This window comes from Caulobacter sp. UNC279MFTsu5.1, assembly GCF_900114015.1.
Lineage (GTDB): Bacteria > Pseudomonadota > Alphaproteobacteria > Caulobacterales > Caulobacteraceae > Caulobacter.
Window position 1 is genome coordinate 16,474 of record NZ_FORN01000037.1, and the last position, 16,091, is coordinate 32,564.

Annotated in this window: 17 protein-coding genes and 1 tRNA gene; 5 read left to right on the top strand and 13 right to left on the bottom strand. The window is 69.8% G+C overall.

Annotated features, from left to right (window positions below):
- Positions 1-60: 60 nt before the first annotated feature.
- Entirely contained in the window at positions 61-393 is a 333-nt protein-coding gene (locus tag BM066_RS18475; protein ID WP_018062269.1) for an Mpo1-like protein, read from the bottom strand.
- A gap of 339 nt (positions 394-732) precedes the next feature.
- Here BM066_RS18475 and BM066_RS18480 point away from each other — a divergent pair, with 339 nt between their 5' ends.
- The gene (locus BM066_RS18480; RefSeq protein ID WP_018062268.1) at positions 733-1,173 is read left to right on the top strand and encodes a helix-turn-helix domain-containing protein; all 441 of its coding nucleotides are present in this window, start codon (positions 733-735) and stop codon (positions 1,171-1,173) included.
- A gap of 80 nt (positions 1,174-1,253) precedes the next feature.
- Here the strand turns inward: BM066_RS18480 and BM066_RS18485 are convergent, their stop codons facing one another.
- Positions 1,254-3,188 (bottom strand): alkaline phosphatase family protein, encoded by a 1,935-nt coding sequence (locus tag BM066_RS18485; protein ID WP_018062267.1) that lies wholly within the window; start codon positions 3,186-3,188, stop codon positions 1,254-1,256.
- Positions 3,189-3,376: 188 nt separating this feature from the next.
- Entirely contained in the window at positions 3,377-3,730 is a 354-nt protein-coding gene (locus BM066_RS18490; protein ID WP_026176587.1) for a PilZ domain-containing protein, read from the bottom strand.
- A gap of 202 nt (positions 3,731-3,932) precedes the next feature.
- On the opposite strand from BM066_RS18490, the gene BM066_RS18495 reads away from it, so the two are divergent.
- A complete protein-coding gene (locus tag BM066_RS18495; RefSeq protein ID WP_018062265.1) occupies positions 3,933-4,925 on the top strand; it encodes a glucokinase in 993 nt (330 codons plus the stop codon).
- A gap of 183 nt (positions 4,926-5,108) precedes the next feature.
- Here BM066_RS18495 and BM066_RS18500 read toward each other — a convergent pair whose 3' ends face one another.
- The 3 genes from BM066_RS18500 to BM066_RS18510 all read right to left on the bottom strand — a co-directional run bounded on the left by BM066_RS18500 (position 5,109) and on the right by BM066_RS18510 (position 7,578).
- Entirely contained in the window at positions 5,109-5,417 is a 309-nt protein-coding gene (locus BM066_RS18500) for a hypothetical protein (protein WP_255367643.1), read from the bottom strand.
- A 14-nt stretch (positions 5,418-5,431) separates the two neighbouring features.
- A complete protein-coding gene (locus tag BM066_RS18505) occupies positions 5,432-7,048 on the bottom strand; it encodes a TadG family pilus assembly protein (RefSeq protein WP_018062263.1) in 1,617 nt (538 codons plus the stop codon).
- A 95-nt stretch (positions 7,049-7,143) separates the two neighbouring features.
- On the bottom strand, positions 7,144-7,578 hold the full coding sequence (locus tag BM066_RS18510; RefSeq protein ID WP_018062262.1) for a TadE/TadG family type IV pilus assembly protein: 435 nt from the start codon (positions 7,576-7,578) through the stop codon (positions 7,144-7,146).
- A 246-nt stretch (positions 7,579-7,824) separates the two neighbouring features.
- Between BM066_RS18510 and BM066_RS18515 the strand changes: the two genes are divergently transcribed.
- Positions 7,825-8,721, top strand: a complete 897-nt coding sequence (locus tag BM066_RS18515; protein ID WP_018062261.1) for a PAS domain-containing protein — start codon at positions 7,825-7,827, stop codon at positions 8,719-8,721.
- 200 nt (positions 8,722-8,921) lie between these two features.
- On the opposite strand, the gene BM066_RS18520 is transcribed toward BM066_RS18515, so the two are convergent.
- From BM066_RS18520 to BM066_RS18540, 5 genes are all read right to left on the bottom strand, one after another.
- Positions 8,922-9,458, bottom strand: a complete 537-nt coding sequence (locus tag BM066_RS18520) for an SRPBCC family protein (protein WP_018062260.1) — start codon at positions 9,456-9,458, stop codon at positions 8,922-8,924.
- Positions 9,459-9,662: 204 nt separating this feature from the next.
- Complete coding sequence (locus tag BM066_RS18525) at positions 9,663-10,088, bottom strand: VOC family protein (protein WP_026176585.1); 426 nt, start codon at positions 10,086-10,088, stop codon at positions 9,663-9,665.
- A 26-nt stretch (positions 10,089-10,114) separates the two neighbouring features.
- Entirely contained in the window at positions 10,115-10,546 is a 432-nt protein-coding gene (locus tag BM066_RS18530; protein WP_018062258.1) for a YybH family protein, read from the bottom strand.
- Positions 10,547-10,620: 74 nt separating this feature from the next.
- A complete protein-coding gene (locus BM066_RS18535; RefSeq protein WP_018062257.1) occupies positions 10,621-11,886 on the bottom strand; it encodes an RNA polymerase sigma factor in 1,266 nt (421 codons plus the stop codon).
- Entirely contained in the window at positions 11,883-12,293 is a 411-nt protein-coding gene (locus BM066_RS18540; RefSeq protein ID WP_018062256.1) for a YciI family protein, read from the bottom strand. The genes BM066_RS18535 and BM066_RS18540 overlap by 4 nt, the downstream gene beginning before the upstream one ends.
- 312 nt (positions 12,294-12,605) lie before the next feature.
- On the opposite strand from BM066_RS18540, the gene BM066_RS18545 reads away from it, so the two are divergent.
- Entirely contained in the window at positions 12,606-13,400 is a 795-nt protein-coding gene (locus BM066_RS18545; protein ID WP_018062255.1) for an alpha/beta fold hydrolase, read from the top strand.
- 94 nt (positions 13,401-13,494) lie between these two features.
- Here the strand turns inward: BM066_RS18545 and BM066_RS18550 are convergent.
- Positions 13,495-13,571, bottom strand: a tRNA-Met gene (locus BM066_RS18550).
- A 44-nt stretch (positions 13,572-13,615) separates the two neighbouring features.
- On the bottom strand, positions 13,616-14,683 hold the full coding sequence (locus BM066_RS18555) for a glycosyltransferase (RefSeq protein ID WP_026176584.1): 1,068 nt from the start codon (positions 14,681-14,683) through the stop codon (positions 13,616-13,618).
- Positions 14,684-14,837: 154 nt separating this feature from the next.
- On the opposite strand from BM066_RS18555, the gene BM066_RS18560 reads away from it, so the two are divergent.
- Complete coding sequence (locus BM066_RS18560) at positions 14,838-16,055, top strand: PQQ-dependent sugar dehydrogenase (RefSeq protein WP_018062253.1); 1,218 nt, start codon at positions 14,838-14,840, stop codon at positions 16,053-16,055.
- Positions 16,056-16,091 lie beyond the last annotated feature (36 nt).

Below are 16,091 nucleotides of genomic sequence, written 5' to 3' on the forward strand. Positions count from 1 at the left end.
TTACCAGCGATCATGAACCGGCTCTTGCTGCGGCGCAATATCGCGCGCGCGAAGAGGCGTTCAGAACGGCCGCTTGCCCGTCGCCACCTCGAACCACAGTCGAAAATCGCCCGCCAGGCTGAAGAGCGGGTACTTGAACGTGGCCGGGCGGTTCTTCTCGAACGCGAAGTGCCCGACCCAGGCGAAGCCGTAGCCGACCAGGGGCGCGGCGACGAAGAACCGCCAGTCGAGCAGGACGCCGCAGGCCACGGCCGCGATGACCAGGGTCGTGCCGACCACGTGCAGCCGCCGGCTGGTGCGGTTGACATGTTCGGTCAGGTAGAACGGGTAGAACGCCGCGAAGGTGCGATAGCGCCCGTCCTGGTCCTTGGAGGTGCGGTCTGGCATGGCCATGGCCGATGTTCCGCCCGGCGGGCCTCCGTGGCAAGGTCGCGGTCAAAATCAGCCAATGATTGAAATTAACCTAACGGGCGACGCCGATCGATTCGCTCGATCCTGACCCATCGTGATTCTCGTCCGCCCCCGGAGCGACTCAACACCCGGATTTTGAAGCGTTACCGCAACAAATTTGCCTGGAAATCGCCGCGATTTTAGCGCGTACGTCCGTCCGCCGGCGCTAGCTCGAGGTTAATAAGCTGAACCTCAGCGACCTAACGCCGCGCCCTGTCGCTGCGGCGTTCCATGAACGCGCCGGACGTGGCATGGTGAGTGGACAACCTTTGGAGGCGAGACTTGAGCGAAGAAACCGAGGGCCGACGCCCCAACCCCGTCGATCTGCACGTTGGCGGCCGTGTCCGGATGCGTCGCAAACTGCTGGGCGTCAGCCAGGAGCAGCTGGCCGACTCGCTGGGCCTGACCTTCCAGCAGGTGCAGAAGTACGAGCGCGGCGCCAACCGCGTCAGCGCGTCCAAGCTCTATGAGATCGCCAAGACCCTGCAAGTGCCGGTGTCGTTCTTCTTCGACGGCCTGGCCGACCCGATGGACGGCTCGGACGGCGACGAGATCGGCCAACAGGCCGAACGCATCGTGCAGGAGTTCCTGACCACTCCGGAAGGCCTGGAGCTGGCCGAGGTGTTCCCGAAGATCGGCCGCGGCCGCGTCCGTCGCCAGGTTCTCGACCTGGTCCGCGCCATGGCCGAGGAAGCCGCCCGCACCGAGAACGCCGCCGCCTGATCGCGGCGACCAGAGTAACGCGTCCGTTCGGGCCCCGGCGATCCCTCGCCGGGGCCCGAACGCTTTTGGAGCGCCGATTCTCAGGTCGATGGGCCCGGCGACGGAGCGGCCGGCGCGTTGCGGCTGGCCGCGGCCTGGCTGGCCTTGGCCGACACCTCGTTCGCATAGGCCTGGGCCTCGCCCGCGGTCCTGATGGCGGCGACGCGCGCCTGGATCGCAGCGTTCTCGGCCAGATCGCCGCGCGTCAACGCCATGTCGGTCTTGGCCAGGACCTGCAGCAAGCCCTGGGCGTTGCCGGTCTGCGGCAGGGGCGTGTCCGGCGACGCCGCGGCGGCCGCGGCGCGCGGGGCGGCCGAACTGGCGGGATTGTTCAGCACCGTCGGACAGTCCGTGCGCGGGGAAGGCAGCGACAGCAGCGGCAGGACGCTGGCGGCGGCCTTGTCGCGCTGGGTCATCCATGACGTGCCGAACAGCGCCTGCAGGGTGGCCGAGACCGAGGCGTGGTCGTAGGTCGTGTTGTCGACCACCCCCTGCGGGATCAGCGGCGAGACGATCACCGCGGGCACCCGCACGCCGTAGACGTCGAACATGAAGCCGCCGGAATTGATCGACAGGTCCTGGGGGCTGCCGTCGTCCGGCGGCGGGGCGGCGGTGGGCGCGACCGAATCGTAGAAGCCCCCGTGCTCGTCATAGGTGATGATCAGCAGACTGCGGTCCCAGAGCGGGGAATTGCGGATCGCCTCGTAGGTGGCCTTGATCAGCGCTTCGCCGCCCGCCACCGAGTCCATCGGATGCTGCGACGACCCGCCCTCGTAGCTGCCGCTCAGCACGTCGCCATAGTTGGGCTCGATGAAGGTGTAGGCGTAGGGATAGGGCCCCTGGACGTCGGAAGCGAACGAACTAAACGAGGTCGTGTCGTACTTCCAGACGATGCCCTTCAGCGCCGCGACCTGGGGGACGCCGCCGGACACCGGACCGCTCTCGTCGACATAGATGCGCCACTGCTGGCCGTTCGCCACGACCTTGTCGAAGATCGACGAACCGCTGGGATAGGCGAAGCCGCCGCCCAGCGGCGCGATCCACGTGCCGATCTGGGAGGCGCTGGGCGAGTCGGTCCAGCCCGCCGACGAGGCGCCGTGGACGAAGAACCGGTTGGGCCAGGTCGGGCCGGGGATGGAGGCATGCCACTGGTCGCAGAGGGCGAAGGTGGTGGCCAGCTGGTAGATCACCGGCAGCTGGGTCGGCGTATCGAAGCACAGCATGACGTCGCCATATTCCGACGCCGTCGGCAGGCTGGGATTGCCCGAGGTGATCTCGCTGGTCGTCGTGGCGTAGTTGGCGACGAAGCCGCTGTTGTCGATCGGCGTGTTGTACGGTTGCCAGGGCGTATGGGTCACGCCCTGGCCGCACAGCTGCTCGACCACGTCGGCGAACTCGTGGCCCGGATCCGTCGGCATGGCCGCCGGGGCCGGCGAGCCGACGGCGTAAGGCTTGCCGTTGTAGGAATTGGTGTCGGCGGTGATGGCCGCCGTGATGCCCGGAATGCCCGACAGGGCGAACATGTTGTCAAACGAGTGGTTCTCCAGCATCAGCACGAAGACGTTGTCGACCACGGCGTAGGGACCGGTCCTGGTCATCCCGGTCGAGGTCCCGCCCGAAGGCAGGTTGATCGCGAAGGCGCTGGTGTCGACGGTGAACGTCAGGGTCTGGTCGGCGTCGGCCGACTGCAGCTGGCACTCCTTCCAGAGCGGGTACAGCGTCGAGCCCGCGCTCTGGTAGACGCCGGGACCGGAGCCGTCCTGCACCACCAGCTTCAGGGCCCAGTAGTCCTGGACGGTCAACGACCCGATGCCGGTTTTGAAATGCACCGTCAGCGGGCCGACCGTCTGGCCAGGCGCGGCGGTCCACGCGGCGCTCTCGGTCGGATAGTCCGAGTTGTTGTGCCACAGCGTGATCGACGCGTTCCCGTCGGTGGTGTTGGTGACGTAAACCTGGGCGGTCTGCGGCGTAGACATGTCTCGTCCTCCCGGCGGCTTCGAAAACCGACCGCGACGCGCAACGCGAGGTCGGCGCAACCAGCAATGGTCGACACGAAGGGTGCTCACCCCGGAAGGGTGAGTCAATTCATGGATGAAAATTTAATAATACAATTATAGGTATATTCCAAGGCTTGGCCACGCCGCCATGACAAGCCTTGGAGCCCCTAGCTGGCCGAGACCCGGCCCTGGCCGGCCTGCCAGATGCGCTTGGCCGTCTGCAGGGCGGCCGGGGCCAGGCCGCGCAGGTCGTGGCTCCGGACGATCTTCAGGCCGAACTCGCGGTCCTTCTGCCAGATCACCCGCACGTCGTGGGCGTAGCCGCTGACCAAGTCGACCAGCTGGACGCTGGGCGGCGGGGTGGCGCCGGACAGCATCTGGATGCGCAGGCCGGTGTCGGACTGGTCGCGCACGACGCAGTCCCACGCAAAGGCGCCGCAGAGCACCTTCCCGGGATGTTGCATCACGATGCGGGGGCCGGCGCGCCGGTCGAGAGCCCCGCCAGGACCAAACTTGGACATGACCTTAACAACGCGCGGCGACGTTAATCGGCGGTGCAATGGCAGGGTTTATTTACCGCTGACCACGCCGGCGGCCCGACTTATCCCCCGCAACACCGGGAACCTTGGAGCATCACGGTTATTTAGCCGGTAACCGCTCGGCGCTAATGATCCGCGCAGCTGGCGAAGACCAGCCGGTCGAGGAAACGAAAAGGACTGCCTGATGACCCACGGCGCGGTGCTGTTGGCCGATGTGACAGGTCGCGAGCTGATCGTCGCCCTGGCCCGCCCCGGCGACGCGCCCGGCGAGCACCGCGTGCTGCTCGGCTCCACCTCGTTGGAGCTGGAGGCCAGCCTCAAGGCGGTGCTGGCCGAGCTGGGCGCGGACGAACTGGTGGGCGCGGCGGTCAGCGCCGCCGGTCCGGAGATCGACGGCGCGGTCACCCTGACCAGCACCGGCATGACCGTCTCCCTGACCTGGCTGCGCCACGTGCTGCGCACGCCCAGGGTCTATCTGGTCAACGACTTCACCGCCTGCGCCATGGGCGCGCCCAAGGTGGCGGAGGCGCAGCTTGGGGTGATCCATCCCGGCAAGGCCGCCCGCAACGGCGCCATCGCCGTGCTCGGCCCCGACATCGGCCTGGGCGTGGCCGGTCTGGCTCCGTTGCGCGGCGACGGCTGGCTGGCCGTGCCCAGCGAGGGCGGCCACATGGACTTCTGCCCGGTCGAGGCCCGCGAGGCCCCGATCTTCTCGGCCATCCGGGCCCGCCATGGCGAAGTCTCGGCCGAGCGCCTGCTGTCCAAGGAAGGCCTCAGCGACATCCACTGCACCCTGGTCGGCGACGGGGATCCCCTTGTCACGCCCGAAAATGACAACGTTATCATAGAGCGCGCCCGGGCCGGCGACGCCCTGGCCCGCGAGGCGATCTCGATCTTCAGCGCGCTGCTGGGCGGTTTCGCCGGCGACCTGGCCCTGATGTTCGCCGCCCGAGGCGGGGTGTTCCTCAACAGCCCCCTGCTCGAGGCGATCGGCGATCTGCTGGACCTGGAAGCCTTCGCCCGCCGCTACCGGGCCAAGGGGCGGATGAGCTACTACCTGGCCGATCTCCCGGTGTTCAGCATGCCGGGCCGCCCCGCCCTGCTGGGCCTGTCCAGCCTCTTCACCCCCAGCGACATGCGCTACGCCGCCACGGACGTGAAGTTCCTCGACTGCTGAGAGACCCTTCCAGCTCGCTTGCAAATCCCTGCCATCCCGGGCGTAGCGAAGCGAAGACCCGGGACCGCCGGAAGCGCGGCGCTCAGGCCCCGGTCCCGGATCTGCGCGCTGCGCGCTTCGTCCGGGATGACGGGATCAAATAGCGGGCAAACGCTCTCGAGACATCGGTAGCGCTTTTCGCCGTCAGTCCGGCCGCCAGCCGTTGCGCAGCAGGTCGACGGCCAGCAGGTGGGCGGTCTCCAGGGCCATGTCCTCCAGCTGCTCCAGCAGGGCCAGGCGCTGGGCCGGGGTGCGGGCGTGGGCGTAGAGGGCGCAGATCGCGTGCAGCCGGGCCCGGATGTCCAACGGCGGGGCCGGCGCGTGCAGCAGCGAGGCCTCCGGCAGCTGGGCGGGCGCGTCGCCCTTGCGGCCGAAGGCGCGCTGGGGGGCGTCGAACTCCAGCGATTCCAGGCCGGGCCAGTCCAAGGCGCTCATCGTCTTCACTCCGGTCATGCGTGTCGAATCCATCAGGCGACCAGGGCGGCGACGCCGCACCTCAGGCCGTTGACCCGGACGTCGGCTTCGCCGACACCGAGCCCCAGAAGGTCGGTCAGGGACGTGATCACCCCGTCCAGAGGCGTGGCCGCCGCCGCCAGCAGCGGCTTCAGCGCCGCCAGGATCGCCGCGTCGCCCAGGCCGACATGGATCAGGCCGGCGAAGTCGACGTCCAGGTCGAGATTGGCCAGCAGCGAGGCGGTCGTCGCGGCCAGGGTGTCGTTGGTCTTCACGGTCTTGACCGCGCCGGCCTTCACCTCGGCGTCGGTGAACGCCACCGTCTGCCAGGACATGCCGCCGAGCGCGACGTCGGACTTGCCGCTCACCCCGAACAGGGGCGCCTTGACCAGCTGCGCGCGGTTCACGGTCAGCGGCCGCTTGAAGTCGTCCAGCGCGGCCAGGTCGATGTCGCCGATCTTCAACGATCCGATGCTGGGCTTGACCTCCAGCGTGGCGGCCTTGCGCCCGCAGTCGATCTCCTTGAGCCGCGCCTCGCCCGACGCCAGTTCGACCAGCACCGGCAGATGCACTTGGGCCAGGCCGCCCAGCAGGCCCGATCCGGCCAGCTTGGCGTCGACATAGAGCCGCGCCTGGCTGGTGCGCACCACCACCGTCTTGTCCTGGGTGACGGTCATGTAGGGCGCGTTGTTCATTGGCTCGCCGATCGCCAGCCAGACATCGGTGTCGGCCAGGCCCGGCACGGTGGCGCCGAGGTCCAGCTGGACCTGGCGGTGGCCCTGGCCGGCCTGCAGGACCGCCTGGGCCAGGTCCATCGCGCTCAGCGCCACGGCGGCCCGCGAACCGCCGGCCACGTGGTCCTGGTCCCCGTACGGACCCAGCGACGCCACGGCGTCCAGGTGGGCGGGCGTCCGGTCGCCGGCCGACAGGGCCAGCGTCCGCGTCGCCGAGGCGGCCTTGGCGTCGCCCCCGGCCGCCAGCACGTCGGCCAAGGCCTGCAGCGCCTGTCCGGTCGTCAGGTCCGCCTGCAGCACCTGGTCGTAGGTCGGCCCGGTCAGGTGCAGGCGCGTGGAGACCGCGTCGAGATAGCCGAACAGGCTGACGTCGGCGTCGGCCAGGGCGTCGTAGTCCATCACCGACAGATTGACCTGGCTGCCGGTCAGGTCGCCGAGCAGAGCGTTGGCCAGGCCGCCCTTCAGGCTGGCCAGGCGCGAGCCGATCGAGAAGCTGGCCAGGTCGGCCCGGGCGGCGGTCGCCTCGCGACGGATCGGCACCGACGGCCGGCCCAGCAGCGCCGCGCCGAAGAACAGCTCGGCCTCGCTGGCGACCGAAACCCGGACCGCGTCGGGGTCCAGGGCCGTCGGCTGGAAGCGCGTCTTCACCGGGATCGCGCTGTCGGCGGTGTAGCGTCCCAGGGTCACCGTCGCCCGCGGCGGCGTGCGCCAGCCCTCGCCGTTGGCCGTCACGGTCGCCTCGGCGGCGATCTGGGCGCGGCCGATGTCGTTGGCCGCCGTGATCGCCGCCAGGTCGGCGACGCCCTGCAGCCGGCGGGTCTGCAGATAGATCCAGCCCGTGTCGACCGCCAAGGCGGCCAGGGCCAGCACCAGGGTCAGGGACATGGCGGTGATCACCGCGACCCCGCCTCGGCGGTTTCGGTGGAAGCCGGTCCCGCCCCGCGGCCGATCGCGCGAGGCCGGACGTCGAATTCGCAAGCCCCTCATCGGACTCAATAGCCTCCCAGCTGCACCGAGGCCCGGCGGCGGATCTGGTCCGACGGCATGGGCGTCACCCCGCGCACCGCGAAGGCGAACGACTGGGCCGCGTCGTAGGACACCGCCACGGTCAGCCGCCCGTCGCGATCGATCACCTCGGTGGAGACCTTGGCCGGGATCAACTGGGCGTCGCCGGCGCCGGCGGCGACGGCGGCCTTGGCCAGGCTGGCCCGCTCGGCGGCGCTGGCTCCCGGGATCGCGGCCCGGGCCGCGTCATTGGCCAATTGCTGGACCGAATGCGACATCCAGAAATAGCCGCCATAGCCGGTGATCCCCATCAGGATCAGGATCAGCACGGGGGCCAGGAAGGCGAACTCCACCGCCGTCGCGCCGGACTGGTCGCGCCGGAGACGCCGAACCGCCACGCTCGTTCCGCTGGTCTTCCTCATCGCTCGCCCCCTTCTCGCGAAGATTGCGCAAGCAGGATCGGCCCGGCATGGATGCGGCCAAGTTTATCCAGATAATACGTGAAATGCGTATTTCACGGCGACAGCCTGTCTCGCCCGAAGGCTGTCGCCGTCAATTGTCGCTCAACTGCCACGATGGTAGCTTCACAAGGAAGAAAGCTCTTCTCGGCCAGGTAGTTTCACGGGCAAGACGGAGATGACTGATTCTCCGTATTTTCTGGGGTGGCCATGACAAACGACTCGCCTGCCACGCACGCCACCGCCGGCGAGGTCAGCCGGAATTTCGGCCAGTGGCAGGACGTCGCCTTGACCGGCCCGGTCATCATCACCCATCACGGCCGCCCGCGCGTGGTGCTGCTGTCGGCCGACCGCTACGCCAGCTGGATCAACCTGCCGGCGACCGGCGGGGTCCAGGACGCCCACATCGCCGAGACCAGCCGCGAAGCCCTGCTGGAGCAGATGGCCGAAGGCTTCATCGCCCTGGACCCGACGCTGCGGGTGACCAAGGTCAATCCGGTGTTCGAGGCCCTGGCCGGCCGCAGCGCCGGCCATCTGGTCGGGGCCAGCTGGAGCGACCTGTTCCCCCTGCCCACCCAGGCGGTGATCGCCGAGCAGATGCGGCGGGTGCTGCGCACGGGCGAGGCGGTCGAGTTCGAGGCCGATTCCACCGTCCAGCCGGGCCGCTGCTACGGCGTCCGGGTCTTCCCCTATCCGGGCGGCGTCGCGGCGCTGTTCGCCAACCGCACCGAGGAGCACAGCCTGCGCGGCCGCCTGCGCCACGCCCGGGCCATGCAGGCGGCGACGGCCGTCCTGCCCAGCCTGGCGGTGGCGCGGCTGAACATCCGCGGCGTCCTGGCCGAGATGGATGAGGACTTCCTGCGCCTGGCGGGATTCTCCAGCGCCGAGCTGCTGGACTGCCGGCTGACCGACATCGTCCGCCCGTCCGACCGCCGCCTCCTGACCCAGGCGCTGGAGAAGGTGCTGCAGGGCGGGGCGGCCATACGCGTCGAGACCGCCCTGCTGGTCCGGGCCGGCGACGAACGCCCGGTCGAACTGTCCCTGGCCCCGATCCTGCGCGACGGCGCGGCCGACGGGGTGATGGTGCTGGTCCTGGCGGGGACCTGAGCCGCCGCCAGGCGCGTTAGGGTCCGCGCCTAATTGAACGGCGAAATACCCGGCAAAATACCCGAAACCTAAAAACGGTTGTCATCCCGGAAGCCTCGCAGACGCTGTCCGGGATCCAGGGGCGGCCGCACCTGGATCCCGGCTCTACGCTTCGCTTCGGCCGGGATGACAAGAGTTGGGGCGTTTCACTTGAACGCCCCCTACTTCTCGGCTTCCGCCTTCAGGCTGGCCAGGCCGGTCTCGAAGTCCTTGCCGGCCATCTTGTCCATGTTGAAGATCACGTCCATCACCCGGAACGGGAAGGGCGACGGGCCTTCCATGGCCCAGGTGACGCGGGTGGCGCCGCCCTCGGGGACCAGGGTGAAGACGGTCTTGTTGCGCGACTGGAACGGCTTGGTGAAGTCCAGGTCGATCACCAGTTTCGACGGGGCGGCGGCCTCGACGATCTCCATGCGCCCGGCCCCGGCCTTGCCGTCGCCGCTCCAGGCGTAGGTCGAGCCCAGGCCGCTGGCCGGACCGCCATAGGTGCGGCTCATGGCGGGATCCAGCTTCTCGTAGGGCGACCAGGCGCCCCATTTGTGGAAGTCGTCGAGCAGGGCGTAGATCCGATCCGGCGGCGCCGCGATCATGGTGGAGCGGGCGATGCGGAAATGATCGGGCCTGGTCGCGGCGTAGCCCAGCAGGACGACGATCGCGACGACGACGACGATGGCGACGACGGCGATGATCTTGAGCATGGTTGTTCCCTCCTCGTTGCGGCGGGGCGATCGCATATGGATTTGCTGAGAAAAGAGCTGTCATCCCGGACAAGCCCGGCGAAAGCCGGGCGCAGATCCGGGACCACCGGAAGCGCATGCGTTCACGCCCCGGTCCCGGATCTTCGCGCTGCGCGCTCGTCCGGGATCACAACCGTTCGGGTCATATGCGATCGCCCTGGTCGGTCAGGTCTTCGGCGGCGTCGTGGCGATCGACCACAGGAAGCCGTACGGGTCGCGGACCTGGCCGTAGCGGTCGCCCCAGAACATCAGCTGCACCGGCAGCACCACCTCGCAGCCGGCGGCGGTCGCCCGCTCGAACCACTTGTCCACGTCATCGACCTGCAGGTGCAGGGTGAAGGCCCCGGGCTTCTCCGGCGGGTAGCCGTGCTCGGGATAGAAGTCGCTGAGCATCAGCGAATTGCCGTTGATCAGCAGGTGGATGTGCATGGTCCGGCCCTTCTCGTCGGGCGGGATGCGGTAGAGGTCCTGGGCGCCGAAGGCCTTGATGTAGAAATCGGCGGCCTCGGTCGCGTTGCTCGGCGACAGATAGGGCACGATGCCGCCAGAAACGGCCGGCAGCGGGGGCATCTGCGGTTGGGCGTCAGTCATGGTCGTTGGTCTCCAGGTTGAGGTTGTCAGGGCTTCAGGTCGACGGCGGCCTTGAGGCTGCCGTCCATCAGGAACGGTACGGACTCGTGGAGGTGCACGATCTTCCAGGCCTCGCCGTGCTTGCGCAGGCCCAGGGTGGCCCGGAACCACAGGTCGGTGACGGCGCCGTCGGTCTTGGTCCCGGTCAGGCGCCCCAGGCCGTGGGCGAAGGCGACGTCGCCGGCCGCGGCGATGTCCAGGTCGGCCAGGGCGTAGCCGATCGGGCTGGACCAGGTGTCGAACCAAGCCTGCAGGCCGGCGGCGTTCACCCCCGTGGAGCCGAGCGGCGGGGCCAGCGAATAGCGCGCGAAATCGTCGGCCAGGTTGGCGATGGCGCCCTCGACGTCCTTGTCGTGCAGGCCCTGGGTCCACGTCTCGATCGCGCGGCGGATCGCGCTCTGTTCGATGGCGGCGGTCATGGCGGTCTCCCGTTCAGCGGTTCGACCAAAGGACGGACGTCGCATCGCCTGGCCGACACCGGCCGAAAACTTTTTTAGCCGCCCGCCCCTTCCTTCATCAGCCGGTCCAGGTGCAGGCGGATGTGGGCGGCCTCGGCGGCGGTGTTGGCCAGGGCGATGGCCTGGTCGAAGGCGACGCGCGCCTCGTCCCGCCGCCCCAGCTGCAGCAGCAGCCCGCCCCGCAGGCCGAAGAAGTGGAAATAGCCCGACAGCTTGGGGGCCAGAGGCTCGATCATCGCCAGGGCCGCTTCGGGTCCGGCGACCTTGGACACCGCCACGGCGCGGTTCAGGGTCACCACCGGCGACGGCGCCAATTGCTCCAGGTCGCCGTACAGCAGGTCGATCCGCTGCCAGTTGGTGTCCTCGGGGCGCTCGGCCCGGTCGTGCTCGGCGGCGATGGCGGCCTGGACCAGATAGGGTCCGGGCCGGCGGTGGCGCACGGCCTTGTCGATCAGGGCCAGGCCCTCGGCGATCATCCGCCCGTTCCACAGCGCGCGGTCCTGGTCCTCCAGCAGCACCACCGCCCCGTCGGAGTCGAACCGGGCCGGGGCGCGGGCGTGCTGCAGCAACAGCAGGGCGGTCAGGCCCATGACCTCCGGCTCGCCGGGAAACAGCCGCAGCAGCAGCCGCGCCAGGCGGATGGCCTCGTCGCACAGCGCCCCGCGGGTCAGAAGCTCCTTGCCGCCGGCCGAATAGCCCTCGTTGAAGACCAGGTAGACCATGGCCGCCACGGTGTTCAGCCGCTGGGCCCGTTCCTCCAGGTCGGGCGCGCCGAACGGCACGGCCGCCGCCCCGATCCGGGCCTTGGCGCGGGTGATCCGCTGCTCCATCGCCGACTCGCCGACCAGGAAGGCGCGGGCGATCTGGCGGACCGACAGGCCCGAGACGATGCGCAGGGCCACGGCCACCTGCTGGGTGGCCGGCAGGTCCGGATGGCAGCAGATGAACAGCAGCCGCAGCACGTCGTCGCGATAGTGCTCGCCGTCCAGCCGGTCGACCAGGGTCGCCTCGGCGTCCTCCAGGTCGGAGATCAGCTCCTCCGGCGGCAGGGGCGACGACTTGCTCTGCTTGCGCACCCCGTCCAGGGCGGCGTTGCGGCCGACCAGGATCAGCCAGGCGGTCGGGTCGCGCGGCGGCCCGTTCTTCGGCCAGGCCTTCAGGGCCCGCAGGCAGGCGTCCTGGAACGCTTCCTCGGCGGTGTCCAGGTCGCGGAAATAGCGCAGCAGGGCCGCCACCGCCTGGGGCCGCGCCGCGGTCAGGGCGGCGTCGATCCAGGCCGCGTCGATATTGGCGATGGTCATGCGCCCGCCCTCCTCCTGTGAACCCGCCTGGCGCGCGCCCCGGTCAGATGGCCGGGACGATAGACGGCCAGCGGGCGGATTTCATAGGCCCCCCGGTCGGGATTGGCCGCGGCCAGGTCGCGGGCCACGGCGATGGCCGCCTCCAGGTCCCCGCAGTCGACGACATAGAAGCCCAGCAGTTGTTCCTTGGTCTCGGCGAACGGGCCGTCGATCACCAGGGGCTCGCGGCCCTTGCGGAGGGTGACGGCGGCCGTGGTCGGCAGCAACCGGGCCGTCGCGCCCAGCCGCTCGGCGGCGGCCAGCCCGGCCTCGACCGCCCCGAGCCGCGCCATCACCGCGGCGTCCTCGGCCGGGCTCCAGGCGCCGACCACGTCCTCGAAATTGTAGCAGAGAATGGCGTAGAGCATGGGATGGGCGCCTTGATCGTACCGAGGACGATCAAGGGCGGCGCGATCCGACAGCGCCGAGCTCAAAAAACACCGCCCGCCCTGCGACAACTTGACCGCACGCGAACGCCCCCACACTCGCGACAAGCGCGAGCGAAATTGCTATGGCTGAGCTACACCCTAGGCCGCAAGGACGAAGGGGACACGCGACCGCCAAGGCCGCGGGGCAAGCCACGGCCGAAATCGCCAAGCGAGAGCGATCGTGACAGAGTAACGCTTAGGGCGATCTTTCGCTCGAACTCAAAAGAACAAGCGGGTCGGGGGACTCCAGGAATGAAAAAGCGCTACCTCATCGCCCTGACGGGCGTATTGTCCTTTGGCGTGGCCATGGTCCTGCCGACCGTGCAGCGGCGCGCCGCCGCCTCGCACGTCTGGCGGCTGGCCGAAAGCGCGGCCGCCCTGCCCGCCAAGCCCGTCGCGCCGACCTTCACCCAGGCCGACCGCGTGATCGGCCGGAACTTCGGCAAGCGCGTCTACCTCTTCCACGGCCTGCCCGGCCTGGACGGCTACTGGCAGAGCCCCGACCGACAGGCCCTGGTCGACGCCCTGCAGGAGGACGGCTCGCAGATCGTGGTCGTGCGCCTGCCGGCGGCCAGGCAGGCCTTCTATGTCGACGGCGGCGCGGCCTATTGCCAGGCGTTCAGGGCCTGGTTCTCGGCCTTCGAACGGGACATTTCTCACCGCTACGGCGCGGCCAAGGAATACGCCGTCGGGATCAGCTATGGCGGCTACCACGCCATGCTCGCCGCCCAGGACCCGGCGGTCGACGGCTGGGCGGCGATCTCTCCGGTCACCGACCTCTCGCGCCTGGACGAGTTCCGCTGGCAGTCCAACAGCCGCTGCCGGCCCGGCACGCCGTCGATCGCCGCCAAGCCGGGCCTGATCGTCTATGGCCGGCATGACCGCCGCGTCGGAACCGACCTAGTCTCGGCCGCCGCCGCCCGGCTCGAGGCCGCCGGTCACGACAAGTTCGAAGCCGCCGCCTTCGACGCCAAGGGCCACGCCCTGTCGCCCGAGATGGTGGCCAAGGTCGAGCGCTGGTATGGGCTTCAGCAGCCGGTGACATAATTCAAGGCTTGGACGGGCGAACCCACGACCTCGTTTCGCCCAGCCGCGGTCGCGGAAAGGGACGACGAGGTCAGCATCTTGTCAGGAAACCGCGTGGTGGCTGGGGGCGGGATCGAACCGCCGACCTGTGGGTTATGAATCCACCGCTCTAACCATCTGAGCTACCCAGCCGCACGAAGCGGAGGCGGGCTTATAAGCGCAAAGCGGGGGCGGCTTCAAGCCCGTCCGAGCATCAGATCGAGCACCGCGTCCAGACGCCGCTTCAGGCTGGCCGGGCCGTAATCGGCCAGCACCTTGGCGCGGGCGGCGAGGCCCAGGGCGGCGGCCTTTCGCGGCGTCGCGACCAGGCCGGCCAGGGCCCGGGCCAGGGCGGCCGGGTCGCCGGGCGGGACCAGGGCGCCGTCGACGCCGTCCTGGATCATCTCCACCGGGCCGGGGATCGCGCTCGACACGGCCGGCAGGCCGACGGCCATGGCCTCCAGCAGCACCAGCGGAAACCCCTCCTGGTGCGACGGAAAGGCGAAGACGTCGCCGGTCGCCAGGAAGGTCGGGACGTCGCCGCGCCAGCCGACCAGGCGCACGCGGTCGCCCAAGCCATGCTGGGCGATCAGCCCCTCCAGCCGGGCGCGCTCGTCGCCCTCGCCGGCGATCTCGCAGTCGAAGGCCAGGTCCTGATCGCGCAGCAGGGCCAGGGCGGCGACCAGGACGTCGAAGCCCTTCTTGGGATGCAGGCGGCCGGCGGCGACGATGCGCGGCGGGCGGCCCTCGCTCCCCTTCAAGGCGTCGGCGAACGGCGTCGCCAGGACCGTCGGTGCCTTCACGGCGTTGGGCACGAAGTGCACGCGCTGGGCCGGGACGCCGCGCTCGACCGCCAGCTCGGCCAGGTGCCGGCCGACGCAGACATAGTGGGTGCGCGCGGTTTCGACGTCGAAGGCCGGCTTGTGCACGCAGACCGCCAGCACGGCCTTGGCCGGCGCGACCTTGGCCATCAGCCGGGCCGGCCGCTGGCCGTGGCTGAGGATCAGGTCGGGGGCCGCGGCCCGGACGATCTTGCGGGCCGCGCCCACGGTCAGCGGATCCCAGTCGGTGTGGGCCGGCATGGTCGCCAGGGGCGGAACGCGGTCGGCCTGCTGGACCGCGACCCTGCCGCCGGCCCGCACCACCCCCGTCGCCGCCCCGCCATGGGCGGCGGCGTAGGCCTCCAGGATCGGCTGGTAGTCGAGGAACACCTGCTCCAGGCCGCCCAGGCCCTTGCCCAACATGGCGTGCAGGATGGCGGTCAAGGCGGGCTCCGTCTGCGGCGAGGCCGGACCTTCGTCGGGGGGGCCGCGCAAGTCAACGGCCGCCGCTCTCGCTTGTTCGGGATGACAACTGGGGATTGGAATGACAACGTCACCGCCTGCCCCGTCGTCGCCCCTCCCCAACCGGACAGTTCCCATGCGTCTTCGCCATCTCGCCCTCGCCGCGCTGGTCCTGTCGGCGTGCGGTCCCGCCAACACGGTCCAGGCCCTGCCCAACCCGCCGGTCGAGACCGGCCCGCCCAACGCCCCCGACCAGAAGCCGGCCTTCCCGGAGCAGACCCGCGCGCCCGAGCAGAAGCTGGGCGTGGCCTACCAGGTCGAGACCCTGGCCACGGGCCTGGACCATCCCTGGAGCCTGGCCTTCCTGCCCGACGGCTCCAAGCTGGTCACCGAGCGGGCCGGCCGCCTGCGGATCCTGGGGACCGACGGCAAGCTGTCGCCCGCCGTGGCCGGCCTGCCGGCGGTGTTCGCCGAAGGCCAGGGCGGCCTGTTCGACGTGGCGCTGGACCCCGACTACGCCAAGAACGGCCTGGTCTACTGGACCTATGCCGAGCCGCGCGAGGGCGGCAACGGCACCACGGCGGCGCGCGGCAAGCTGGTGACCGGCGCGGCGCCGCGGCTGGAGAACGTCCAGGTGATCTGGCGGCAGCTGCCGACGATGGACTCGCCCCTGCACTTCGGCGGCCGCCTGGCGTTCGCCCGCAATGGGGCGCTGTTCGTCACCACCGGCGAGCGCTCGATCCTCCCGGGCCGGATTCAGGCCCAGAAGCTGGACGCGGCCCTGGGCAAGGTCATCCGCATCCGCCCCGACGGTTCGATCCCGGCCGACAACCCCTATGTCGGCAATCCGCAGGCCAAGCCCGAGATCTGGTCCAAGGGCCACCGCAACGTCCAGGGCGCGACGATCAATCCCTGGACCGGCGAGCTGTGGACCGTCGAGCACGGCGCCAGGGGCGGCGACGAGATCAACACCCCCAAGGCCGGCAAGGACTATGGCTGGCCGACCATCACCTATGGCGAGGAGTATTCAGGCAAGCCGATCGGCGACGGGATCACCCAGCACGAGGGCATGGAGCAGCCGATCTACTACTGGGACCCGGTGATCGCCCCCTCGGGCCTGGCCTTCTATGACGGAGGCCTGTTCCCGGCCTGGAAGGGCAGCCTGTTCGTCGGCGGGCTGAAGGGCTACCTGGTGCGGCTGACCGTCAAGGACCACCAGGTGGTCGGCGAGGAGCGCCTGCTGTCGGAGCTGGGCTTCCGCATCCGCGACGTGAAGGTCGGCCCGGACGGGGCGCTGTACCTGGTGACCGACGAGGATGACGGGCGGGTGCTACGGGTTTCTCCCAAGCTTTAGCGGCTCACGCACTTGCCCCCTACGGGCCTTCGGCCG